Origin of the sequence: Streptomyces netropsis (assembly GCF_014203545.1) — a bacterium.
GTDB classification, from domain to species: Bacteria; Actinomycetota; Actinomycetes; order Streptomycetales; family Streptomycetaceae; genus Streptomyces; species Streptomyces netropsis.
In genome coordinates, this window is the sequence record NZ_JACHJG010000005.1 from 208,565 (window position 1) to 220,402 (window position 11,838).

The window sequence follows — 11,838 nt, forward strand, 5'->3', positions numbered from 1 at the left end:
TCGTGGAATGGGACACCTGTGACGGCCGTTAGCATGGGAGTCCGCGCTGGGGCAAGACCATTTGGGAAGGTGTCATGACTGACAACGTCGACGGAATGCCCGGAAAATTCGCGATGCTCGGTCTGACATACGACGACGTCCTGCTGCTGCCGGGCGCCTCGGAGGTACTGCCGAACGGGGTCGACACCTCGTCCCGCGTCTCGCGCAACGTCCGGGTCAACATCCCGCTGCTGTCCGCCGCGATGGACAAGGTCACCGAGGCGCGGATGGCGATCGCCATGGCCCGCCAGGGTGGCGCGGGCGTGCTGCACCGCAACCTCTCCATCGAGGACCAGGCCAACCAGGTCGACCTGGTCAAGCGCTCCGAGTCGGGCATGGTCACCGACCCGATCACGGTCCGCCCGGACGCCACGCTCGCCGAGGCCGACGCCCTGTGCGCGAAGTTCCGGATCAGCGGCGTGCCGGTCACCGACCCGGCGGGCAAGCTGCTCGGCATCGTCACCAACCGTGACATGGCCTTCGAGCTGGACCGCCGCCGTCAGGTGCGCGAGGTCATGACCCCGATGCCGCTGGTGACGGGCAAGGTCGGGATCTCCGGCGAGGACGCGATCGAGCTGCTCCGCCGCCACAAGATCGAGAAGCTGCCGCTCGTCGACGAGAGCGGCGTGCTCAAGGGCCTCATCACGGTCAAGGACTTCGTCAAGGCCGAGAAGTACCCGAACGCGGCGAAGGACTCCGAGGGCCGCCTGGTCGTCGGTGCCGCCGTGGGCGTGGGCGAGGAGGCGTACGAGCGCGCCCAGGCGCTCGTCGCGGCCGGTGCCGACTTCCTGGTCATCGACAGCGCCCACGGCCACAGCCGGGGCATCCTCGACATGATCGCCAAGGTCAAGTCCAACATCAACGTCGACGTCGTCGGCGGCAACGTCGCCACGCGCGACGGAGCCCAGGCGCTCATCGACGCGGGCGTCGACGGCGTCAAGGTCGGTGTCGGACCGGGCTCGATCTGCACGACCCGCGTCGTCGCCGGCATCGGCGTCCCGCAGGTCACCGCGATCTACGAGGCCGCGCAGGCGTGCCACGCGGCCGGTGTGCCGCTGATCGGCGACGGCGGTCTGCAGTACTCCGGCGACATCGCCAAGGCGATCGCGGCCGGTGCCGACACGGTGATGCTCGGTTCGCTGCTCGCGGGCTGCGAGGAGTCGCCGGGCGAGATGGTCTTCATCAACGGCAAGCAGTTCAAGTCCTACCGGGGCATGGGTTCGCTGGGCGCGATGCAGTCGCGCGGCCAGGCCCGCTCGTACTCCAAGGACCGCTACTTCCAGGACAACGTCCTCTCCGAGGACAAGCTCGTGCCCGAGGGCATCGAGGGCCAGGTGCCCTACCGCGGTCCCCTCTCCTCGGTCGCGCACCAGCTCATCGGTGGTCTGCGGGCCTCCATGGGCTACGTCGGCTCGGCCGATGTGCAGGAGCTGAAGGACAAGGGCCGCTTCGTGCGCATCACGTCGGCCGGGCTCAAGGAGAGCCACCCGCACGACATCCAGATGACGACCGAGGCACCGAACTACTCCCGTCGGTAGTAGTACGCGCTTCACACGGAGCCCGCGACCGAAAGGCCGCGGGCTTCGCCGCGTCGGGGATACTGGTATGCGCAGACGGAGCGCCAAGGAAAGTTGAAAGGCCACACACGTGACTGAGATCGAGATCGGGCGCGGCAAGCGCGGCCGCCGGGCGTACGCATTCGACGACATCGCCGTCGTCCCGAGCCGCCGTACGCGCGACCCGAAGGAGGTCTCGATCGCCTGGCAGATCGACGCCTACCGCTTCGAGCTGCCGTTCCTGGCCGCTCCCATGGACTCGGTCGTCTCGCCCGAGACCGCCATCCGCATCGGTGAGCTGGGCGGCCTGGGCGTGCTGAACCTCGAGGGTCTGTGGACCCGGTACGAGGACCCGGAGCCGCTGCTCGCGGAGATCGCCGAGCTGGACGAGACCGCCGCGACCAAGCGCCTGCAGGAGATCTACGCCGCTCCCATCAAGGAGGAGCTGATCGGGCAGCGCATCAAGGAGGTCCGCGACTCCGGTGTCGTGACCGCCGCCGCGCTCTCCCCGCAGCGCACCGCGCAGTTCTCCAAGGCCGTCGTCGACGCGGGCGTGGACATCTTCGTGATCCGCGGGACGACCGTCTCCGCCGAGCACGTCTCCGGTGCCGCCGAGCCGCTGAACCTCAAGCAGTTCATCTACGAGCTCGACGTCCCGGTCATCGTCGGCGGCTGCGCGACCTACACCGCCGCGCTGCACCTGATGCGCACGGGCGCGGCGGGTGTCCTCGTCGGCTTCGGCGGTGGCGCGGCGCACACCACGCGCAACGTGCTGGGCATCCAGGTCCCGATGGCGACCGCGGTCGCCGATGTGGCCGCCGCCCGCCGTGACTACATGGACGAGTCCGGCGGCCGTTACGTCCACGTCATCGCGGACGGCGGCGTGGGCTGGTCCGGCGACCTGCCGAAGGCCATCGCCTGTGGCGCGGACGCCGTGATGATGGGCTCCCCGCTCGCGCGCGCCACGGACGCGCCGGGCCGCGGCTACCACTGGGGCATGGAGGCCGTCCACGAGGACGTGCCGCGCGGCAAGCGCATGAACCTGGGCACCGTCGGCACGACCGAGGAGATCCTCTCCGGTCCGTCGCACACCCCGGACGGCTCGATGAACATGTTCGGCGCGCTGCGCCGCGCGATGGCCACCACGGGCTACAGCGAGCTGAAGGAGTTCCAGCGGGTCGAGGTGACGGTCGCGCCGTCGCAGCACGACAACCGCTGATCCAGCGCCTTCGAGGGCCCGGACCGCTTCGGCGGTCCGGGCCCTTCGGCGTCATGCGGGGTCTGCCGGGCGCTCGGGGGGTGGGTGTCAGCCGCCGAGCTTGCGGGCGGTGCTGAAGGCGCCGGCGCCGCCGAGGGCGTAGAAGAGGGCGTCCATGCCGCCCAGGTCTTCCTTCCATGCCTTGCTGACGACCTCGAAGTGGTCGAAGAGCACCTCGGTCACGGGCACGTTCAGGAAGTCGGAGAGCGCCAGGGCGTAGCCGAATATCTGGCCGAGGTAGACGCCGAGCAGTCCGAGGACCACGCCGACGGCCGGCAGGACGGCGTTGCGTCCGCCGATCTTGCCGAGGGCCGCTCCGACGAGGGCGCCCACACCGATGGCGAGGTAGCCGATCTGGGCGCCGTCGGTGGCCTTGAGGATGTAGCCGTAGACGCCGGCGCCGACGAGCATGGCCACCACGCCGAGGAGCACCGCGAGGCCCACGTTGCCCGGGCGGAACGGTGCGGGCGGCGGCGGGAAGCCGCCGGGGCCGCCGTACTGCGGGGCGGCGTGCGGGAGCATGCCGTACGGCTGCTGCGGCTGCTGCGGGCCGTAGCCGGGCGGCGGGGGCTGCTGGCCGTAGGGGCCGGGCTGCTGTGGCGGGGGCTGTTGGCCGTAGGGGTTCGGCTGCTGCGGCGGCTGCTGCCAGGGCTGATTCATGGTGGTGTCCCCGTGGGTGAAGAAAAGGAGCGCGAGAAAAGTTGCAGAGTGTGAAGTGTGGGCCACAAGCTAGCAGCCGGGCCTGACAGCGCGACAAGAAATCCCGGTGGTCCCCGAGATGACCCGGGCTGAGGTGCTGTCACCGACAGCGAGCGGGCCGCTGTGAACTCCGCATAAACGTTCGACCATAGGGAATAATGGCAACTTATGGCACAAAGCAAGTCGTTCAGCGGCAGGGACATGGGCATCGACCTCGGCACGGCGAACACGCTCGTGTACGTGCGGGGGAAAGGAGTGGTGCTCAACGAGCCATCGGTGGTCGCGGTCAACGCCGCTGACGGCGGAGTGCTCTCGGTCGGATCCGAGGCCAAGGAGACCATCGGCCGCACCCCTTCGAACATCGTGGCCATCCGTCCGCTGCGCGACGGCGTCATAGCCGACTTCGAGATAGCCGAGCGGATGCTGCGGCACTTCATCAAGAAGGTCGCGGGCAACCGCCGCTTCTCCCGCCCGCGCGTCGTGGTGTGCGTGCCGTCGGGCATCACCGGTGTCGAGCGCCGCGCGGTCATCGAGGCCGCGACGCAGGCCGGGGCCCGTCAGGTGCACCTGATCGAGGAGCCGATGGCCGCGGCGATCGGCGCGGGCCTGCCGGTCAGCGAGCCGACCGGCTGCATGGTCGTCGACGTCGGCGGCGGCACCACCGAGGTCGCCGTGATCTCGCTGGGCGGCATCGTCACGGCGCGCTCGGTGCGGACCGCGGGCGACGCCATGGACACGGCCATCACCTCGTACGTGAAGAAGCACTACGCCCTCGCGATCGGTGAACGGACCGCGGAGGAGATCAAGATGAGCATCGGCTCGGCTTCTCCCACGGCCTCCTGGACCGCGGCGGGGCTCAGCGCGCTCGCCAAGCAGCTGGAGAAGAACGACGGCCTGGAGGACGTCGGCGGCGACCCGGAGGAGACCCAGGGCCTGCTGCCCCCGGACCGCTTCACCATTCGCGGCCGCGACCAGGTCAGTGGTCTGCCCAAGACGCTGGAGCTGACGGCCGACGAGGTCCGGCACGCGCTGACGGAGCCGGTGGACGCGATCGTCATGGCCGTGCGGCAGACCCTGGACGAGACCCCGCCGGAGCTGGCGGGCGACATCATGGACCGCGGCATCGTGCTGACCGGCGGCGGTGCGCTGCTGCGCGGCCTGGACGTGCGGCTGAGCAAGGAACTCGACATCCCGGTGCTGGTCGCCGACGAGCCGCTGGACTGCGTGGCCGTCGGCACCGGCCGCTGCGTCGAGAATTTCGCCTCCCTCAGGACGGTCCTGGACGCGCAGCCGGGCCGGCTGCTCGGGACGGGCCGGCTGTAGGAGCGGGCGGGCTTTTAAGGACGGCCGGCTTCAGGGACGGATCTCAGGCCGGTCCGGTGTTCCCCCGGTGTCCCGGGGAGACGCCGGGCCGGCCTTTCGCGGCTGTGCCTCCGCGGTCTTCGTGGGGCCTCTTACAGCCGGTGGGCCGCTCCCGCAGGGCTCGCGCCGCGGGTGTCCAGCAGCAGCTGGGCCTTGACCGCCAGCCCTTGCAGGTCGTAGGTGCGGTGGGGCTGGAGAAGGACCGTCAGATCGGCGATGGCGGCGGCTTCGTAGAGACTGTCGGCGCGCGGCACGGGACGGCCGAGGACCCGCCACTGCGGGACGTAGGGGTCGTGGTAGCTGATCTGGGCGCCCAGCTCCATCAGCCGGGAGGCGATCTCACGGGCGGGTGAACCCTCCTGGTCGCCGGTGTCGGCCTTGTAGCCGACGCCGAGCAGGAGCACGCGCGCGCCGCGCGCCGACTTGCCGTGCTCGTTGAGGAGCGTGGCGCAGCGCCGGATGACGTAGCGCGGCATCCGGCCGTTGACCTCCTGTGCGAGCTCCACCATCCGCAAGGGGTGACCGAGACTGCGGCCCTTGTAGGAGAGGTAGTTCGGGTCGATGGGCACGCCGTGGCCGCCCACCCCGGGCCCCGGGCGGAACGCCTGGAAGCCGAACGGCTTGGTCTCGGCGCAGCGCACGACGTCCCACAGGTCGACGCCGATGTCGTGGCAGAAGACCGCCATCTCGTTCGCGAGCGCGATGTTGACGTGCCGGTAGTTCGTCTCCAGGACCTTGACCGCCTCCGCCTCGCGCGGGCCGCGGGCCCGGACGACCTTCTCGCAGATCCGCCCGTAGAAGGCGGCGGCAGCCTCGGTGCAGGCGGGGGTGAGGCCGCCGATGACCTTGGGGGTGTTGGTGTAGCCGTGGCGCCGGTTTCCGGGGTCGAAGCGGCTGGGCGAGTAGGCGAGATGGAAGTCCCGGCCCGCGCGCAGCCCGGAGCCGGATTCGAGCAGCGGACGGAGGTAGTCCTCCGTGGTTCCCGGGTAGGCGGTGGACTCCAGGAGAACAGTGGTGTGCGGGCGCAGCCGCGCGGCGAGCGCGCGGGCCGCGTCGCCGATGGCGCCGAGGTCCAGCGCCCGGTCCTCGCCGAGCCGGGTGGGGGCGCAGATCACCGCCGTACGGACCCGGCCCAGCTCGGAGTCCTCGGTCGTGGCGCGGAAGCCGGCCGAGAGCATGCGGCGGACGCCCGCGGCGGTGAGCGAGCCGTCGGCGCCTTCGGTGGGCAGCCGCCCGGCGCGGAGTTCGGCGACGGTGTGCGGGTCGGGGTCGTAGCCGACGGTGGAGATGCCGGCGGCCGTGGCGGCCTGGGCGAGCGGGAGGCCGAGGTGGCCGAGTCCGAGGACGGCGAGATCTGCGGGCATGGCGGGCGGTCCTTCCCGGAGGGGTCCTGCTGGCCGGTCCTTCCCGGAGGGCGTCGGTCGGAGGGCGCCTCCGGAGGTTCCGGAGGGCCCTTCCGAGGGGTGAGCCCGGAGGGGAGGCAGATGGCCCCGCGGGCGGACGGGACCGATCCCCGGACGAGTTACATCAGGTTAAGCGGATATATGACTGTTATCCGGGATTACCGCGGCGCGACTCGCTTCCGACACGGCCAAAGGAGCCGATCTGGTGCAGCATCGGAGGGGAACGGGTGCCCGGCAGTCCTGGTGCCCCCGGTGGCGGCGGTCACCGGGGGCGGCAGCGAGAGCGGTCAATCGGGAGGCAGCAGTGAGGACAGCGACACTCGGGCCGGCCGAGCGCGGCGAGGCGCTCGCCCGGATGGCGGAGCGGGAACTGGACATCCTGGTGGTCGGCGCCGGCGTCGTCGGCGCGGGCACCGCGCTCGACGCGGCCACCCGGGGGCTCACGACCGGGCTCGTCGAGGCGCGCGACTGGGCGGCGGGGACCTCCAGCCGGTCCAGCAAACTGATCCACGGCGGGCTGCGCTATCTGGAGATGCTCGACTTCGCACTCGTGCGCGAAGCGCTCAAGGAGCGCGGGCTGCTGCTGGAGCGGCTGGCGCCGCACCTGGTGAAGCCGGTGCCCTTCCTTTACCCCTTGCAGCACCGGGGCTGGGAGCGCTTCTACGCCGGCTCGGGCGTGGCGCTCTACGACGCGATGTCGGTCTCCTCCGGCCACGGGCGGGGGCTGCCCACCCACCGGCACCTCACGCGCAAGCGCGCGCTACAGGTCGCACCCGCTCTGAAGAAGGACGCGCTGGTCGGTGCCCTGCAGTACTACGACGCCCAGATGGACGACGCGCGCTACGTCACCACCCTCGTGCGCACCGCCGCCGCCTACGGCGCGGACGTCGCCAACCGGGCGCGCGTGGTCGGCTTCCTGCGCGAGGGGGAGCGGGTGGTCGGGGCCCGGGTGAAGGATCTGGAGCAGGGCGGTGAGTTCGAGGTCCGCGCCCGGCAGATCGTGAACGCCACGGGGGTGTGGACGGACGACACCCAGCAGCTCATCGCGGAGCGCGGGCAGTTCCATGTACGGGCGTCCAAGGGCATCCACCTCGTCGTGCCCAAGGACCGCATCCACTCCACCACCGGGCTGATCCTGCGCACCGAGAAGAGCGTGCTGTTCGTGATCCCGTGGGGCAGGCACTGGATCATCGGCACCACCGACACCGACTGGGACCTGGACAAGGCGCATCCGGCCGCCTCCAGCGCCGACATCGACTATCTGCTGGAGCACGTCAACGAGGTGCTCGCCGTGCCGCTGACCCGCGATGACGTCCAGGGTGTGTACGCCGGGCTGCGCCCGCTGCTGGCCGGGGAGTCGGACGCGACCAGCAAGCTCTCGCGCGAGCACACCGTCGCCCACCCGGTACCGGGGCTGGTGGTCGTGGCGGGCGGGAAGTACACCACCTACCGGGTGATGGCGAAGGACGCCGTGGACGAGGCGGTGCACGGACTGGCCCAGCGGGTCGCGGAGTGCGTCACCGAGGACGTGCCGCTGGTGGGCGCCGAGGGCTACCGGGCCCTGTGGAACGGCAGGGCGCAGATGGCACAGCGCACGGGCCTCCATGTGGCGCGCGTCGAGCACCTCTTGAACCGCTACGGCTCGATGGTCGACGAAGTGCTGGACCTCGTCACCGCCGATCCGAAGCTGGGCGAGCCGCTCGGCGGCGCCGAGGACTACCTCCGGGCGGAGGTCGTCTACGCCACCTCCCACGAGGGGGCCCGCCATCTCGACGACGTGCTCACGCGCAGGACACGGATCTCCATCGAGACCTTCGACCGGGGCACGCGCAGTGCGCGGGAGGCCGCCGAGCTGATGGCGGGGGTGCTGGGCTGGGACCGGTCGCAGATCGAGAAGGAGGTCGAGCACTACGAGAAGCGCGTGGAGGCGGAGCGCGAGTCGCAACGGCAGCCCGACGACCAGACGGCGGACGCGGCGCGGCTGGGCGCCCCCGAGGTGCAGCCGCTGTAGGGCCGTGCGGGGCCGGATGGCGGCCCGTATCCGGCCGGTTCGCCGGATGGGTCCGTCAGATGGGTTCGGCGTGCCGGTTCGTCAGGGTTTCGGGCAGAACTCGGCGCTCAGGAGAGCCCTTTCGGCCGCCTCGTCGACGGGGGCGTCGCCGTTGACGCGGTAGCTGATGAGGTGCCGCCCGTCCGCGGTGCCGAGTGTCTGGACGTACGAGCCGCTGATCTCGCCGTTGTGGCCCCACAGGGTGCGGTGGCAGGACAGCCGCACGGGGAACAGCCCCATGCCGTAGCGGCCGTACGTGGCCGTCGTGTCCCGCATCTGTCGCAGCGCCGGTGCGGGCAGGAGCGTGCCGCGCAGCAGTGCGCCGAAGAGACGGTTGAGGTCGGGGAGGGTGGAGACCAGCTCGCCTGCCGCGCCCGCCGAGGACGGGTTGAGGTCGGTGGCGTCGGAGGTGTGGCCCCCGCCCGTCGTCGTGTAGGCCCGGCCGTGCGGGGAGGGCAGCCCCGGGCGGGTGCCGGGGAAGCTGGTGCCGGTGAGATGCAAGGGGGCGATGATGCGCCGGTGGGCCTCAGTTGCGTAGGAGTGGCCGGTGACCTGACGGATGACCATACCGAGGAGGAGGTAGTCGGTGTTGGAGTAGCGGTACCGCTCACCGGGGGCCGCGTACGGCGGGTGCGCGAGGGCGGTCCGTACCAGTGCGTCGGGTTTGTGGGTCTCGAAACGGTGCGCGGCGAAGCCGGGGCCGAAGAACCGGCGGAAGAAGGCACGGTCGTCGGTGTAGGAGAACAGCCCGCTGGTGTGGGTGAGGAGTTGGCGGACCGTGATCAGGCAGCTCGGGTCGCGGCTGCCGCTGTCGCTGTCGCTCTCGCCGGGGCAGGGCAGCAGGGTGGCGGTCGGGGCGGGCAGGTGGGCGGCGACCGGGTCGTCGAGGTCCAGCTTGCGCTCGGCGGCGAGCTGAAGGGTGACGGTGGCGATGACGGTCTTGGTGATGCTGCCGACGCGAAAGCGGTCCGTGGGGCGGATGGGGCGCCTGGTTCGTACATCCGCGACGCCCGCCGTGCGGAATCGCACCCCATGAGCATCTTGTGACAGCTCTGCCGCACCGGGAACCGTCCGTGGGGAAACGAGGTCTTGGACAGGGGACCGGGCGGCGGTGCCACCGCCTGCCGACCCCGCGGACACCGTTACGGCGCAGGTCAGCGCGGTCATGGCGGAGGCGAGGCGCACGAGGGCGGTGTGCGTCGACATGTGCTCATCATCCATGGGCACTCGGACCCTGGCCTTCCGCCGGTCTGCGGATGAGAGACAATGGTCGCTCTGCCAGGGTCGGTTGGTCGCAGAGCTGATTGCCAGAGGGGACGCATGTCGGAGGCGGAGCAGACGCAGGGCACGGCAGGGCGCCTCCTGGCCGGGCGGTACCGCCTCGGGGGCATCCTCGGCCGTGGTGGCATGGGCACGGTCTGGCGGGCGACCGACGAGACGCTCGGCCGCACCGTCGCGGTCAAGGAGTTGCGCTTCCCGGCCAACATCGACGAGGACGAGAAGCGCCGCCTGATCACGCGCACGCTGCGTGAGGCGAAGGCCATCGCCCGGATCCGTAGCGCCGGTGCGGTCACCGTCTACGACGTGGTGCACGAGGACGACCGCCCGTGGATCGTCATGGAGCTCATCGAGGGCCGCTCGCTCGCCGATGTCATCCGCGAGGACGGACCGCTCAAGTGGCGACGGGCCGCGGAGGTCGGACTGGCCGTCCTCGACGTGCTGAGCGCGGCGCACCGCCAGGGCATCCTGCACCGCGACGTGAAGCCGTCCAACGTCCTCATCGCGGACGACAACCGTGTCGTCCTCACCGACTTCGGCATCGCCCAGGTCGAGGGCGACCCGTCGGTCACCTCGACGGGCATGCTGGTCGGCGCCCCTTCCTACATATCCCCGGAGCGGGCGCGCGGTCAGAAGCCCGGCCCGCCGGCGGACCTGTGGTCGCTGGGCGGCCTGCTGTACGCGGCGGTCGAGGGCGTCCCCCCGTACGACAAGGGTTCGGCCATAGCGACCCTCACCGCCGTGATGACCGAGCCGCTGGGCCCCCCGCGGAACGCGGGCCCGCTCGAAGGCGTCATGTACGGGCTGCTCGCCAAGGACCCCGCCAAGCGGCTGGACGAGGCGGGCGCCCGGGCCCTGTTGGCCGACGCGGTCAACGCCCCCGACGAGCGGCTGCCGAAGCCCCCGGAGGCCTCCCCGGCCCTGGACGCCACACAGGCGATCGCTCTGCCGTCCCCCGCCGAGATGCGCTCCGGCACCCGGCCGTCCTCCGGGGCGGGCGCGGGAGCGGCGGCGGGCGCGGCATCCGCGTCGGCGTCACGGAAGGGCGACACCCGTGCCTCCGCCAAGCCGTCCGACGGTTCGCGCGCGACGGACGGGGTGGGCGACCGGATGCGGGGCGCGTTCAAGTCCGTCCGGGGCGCTGCCCCGGACACCGGCGCGAAGCCGGCACGACCCGCGAATCCCGCTCCCTCCATACCGTCCGCCCAGCGGCAGACGGGTCTCGGCCGGCCCGGAAGCGGCAACGGCGCCCACCCCGCCCGCCCCGGGCGGGCGTCCATCACCGACGTCGTGTCGCGTCGCACGCTGCTGGCCGTGGCGGTCATCGTCGCGCTGGCCATCATCGGCACCGTGCTCGCCATCACGCTGAACGGTGACGACGACAAGGGCACCAAGGGCGGCACCAAGAGCGGTACGTCCAAATCCGTCGGGGACAAGGGGACTTCCTCCCTCACCGAACAGGGCGCCAAGGGTGCGGACGCCGCGTCACCCGCGCCTGGCAAGGACAAGGGCAAGGACGACGACGCGTCGAAGGACGAGTCGGACAAGTCGTCGGACAGTGATGACGTGCCCGGTGGATACACGGCGGTGAAGAACGCCGAGTACCACTTCAGCATCGCCATGCCCAAGGGGTGGCGGAAGACGGGCACCGCCGGGGCCCACTCCGGGGCCATCTACAGCCAGTCGGGCGGCTTCCCGCGTCTCCAGGTCGACTTCGGGTCCGAGCCCGGCTCGGACGCCGCCGCGGCGTGGCGCGATTCCGACTCCGCCGCCAAGAGCGGGGGCATGCCCAACTACCACGGTCTGGGCGTCGAAGAGGTCGACGACTGGGACGGTCACGACTACCCGACCATCGCGGACTGGACCTTCGAGCGCGACCAGAAGGACAAGCGCGTCCAGGTCGTCAACCGGGGCTTCAAAGTGGACGACAAGCGCGGCTACGCCATCATGGTGACGTGCGAGAAGGGCAAGTGGTCCGAGCCGGAGTGTCAGAAGCTGCGGGAGACGGCGTTCAAGACGTTCCAGCCCGCGTGACGGGCCGGAGCCCGGCCACGTACTGAGCCGTACGCGCCCGAAGGGACGGGTTCGGCACGTATCGTGAGTCCCCGTGAACCATACGCAGCCGCAATAAGCAGCTAAATGACCGACTTTGATGGTCATTCGAGCGATGGTGTGGATCGCGCGCTTGGGGAG

The 11,838-nt window shown here is 71.1% G+C and carries 8 protein-coding genes; 5 read left to right on the forward strand and 3 right to left on the reverse strand.

The genetic code is table 11. The features are described from left to right. Positions 1–74 precede the first annotated feature (74 nt). Both guaB and FHS38_RS14500 read left to right on the forward strand, forming a co-directional pair. A complete protein-coding gene (gene guaB, locus FHS38_RS14495; RefSeq protein ID WP_184733931.1) occupies positions 75–1,577 on the forward strand; it encodes an IMP dehydrogenase in 1,503 nt (500 codons plus the stop codon). 109 nt (positions 1,578–1,686) lie between these two features. Next, positions 1,687–2,814 carry a GuaB3 family IMP dehydrogenase-related protein gene (locus FHS38_RS14500; protein ID WP_184733932.1) on the forward strand — a complete coding sequence of 376 codons (1,128 nt, stop codon included), beginning with the start codon at positions 1,687–1,689 and terminating at the stop codon, positions 2,812–2,814. A gap of 87 nt (positions 2,815–2,901) precedes the next feature. Here FHS38_RS14500 and FHS38_RS14505 read toward each other — a convergent pair whose 3' ends face one another. Continuing rightward, the gene (locus FHS38_RS14505) at positions 2,902–3,513 is read right to left on the reverse strand and encodes a hypothetical protein (protein ID WP_184733933.1); all 612 of its coding nucleotides are present in this window, start codon (positions 3,511–3,513) and stop codon (positions 2,902–2,904) included. A 207-nt stretch (positions 3,514–3,720) separates the two neighbouring features. Between FHS38_RS14505 and FHS38_RS14510 the strand changes: the two genes are divergently transcribed. Next, on the forward strand, positions 3,721–4,875 hold the full coding sequence (locus FHS38_RS14510) for a rod shape-determining protein (protein ID WP_184733934.1): 1,155 nt from the start codon (positions 3,721–3,723) through the stop codon (positions 4,873–4,875). Positions 4,876–5,006: 131 nt separating this feature from the next. On the opposite strand, the gene FHS38_RS14515 is transcribed toward FHS38_RS14510, so the two are convergent. Then, positions 5,007–6,278: a nucleotide sugar dehydrogenase gene (locus FHS38_RS14515; protein ID WP_184733935.1), complete on the reverse strand. Its 1,272-nt coding sequence runs from the start codon at positions 6,276–6,278 to the stop codon at positions 5,007–5,009. 343 nt (positions 6,279–6,621) lie between these two features. Here FHS38_RS14515 and FHS38_RS14520 point away from each other — a divergent pair, with 343 nt between their 5' ends. Beyond that, on the forward strand, positions 6,622–8,328 hold the full coding sequence (locus FHS38_RS14520; RefSeq protein WP_184733936.1) for a glycerol-3-phosphate dehydrogenase/oxidase: 1,707 nt from the start codon (positions 6,622–6,624) through the stop codon (positions 8,326–8,328). 81 nt (positions 8,329–8,409) lie between these two features. Here the strand turns inward: FHS38_RS14520 and FHS38_RS14525 are convergent, their stop codons facing one another. Then, positions 8,410–9,396, reverse strand: a complete 987-nt coding sequence (locus tag FHS38_RS14525) for a serine hydrolase domain-containing protein (protein ID WP_229822468.1) — start codon at positions 9,394–9,396, stop codon at positions 8,410–8,412. Between the two features lie 291 nt (positions 9,397–9,687). On the opposite strand from FHS38_RS14525, the gene FHS38_RS14530 reads away from it, so the two are divergent. Next, entirely contained in the window at positions 9,688–11,679 is a 1,992-nt protein-coding gene (locus FHS38_RS14530) for a protein kinase domain-containing protein (RefSeq protein WP_184733938.1), read from the forward strand. Positions 11,680–11,838 lie beyond the last annotated feature (159 nt).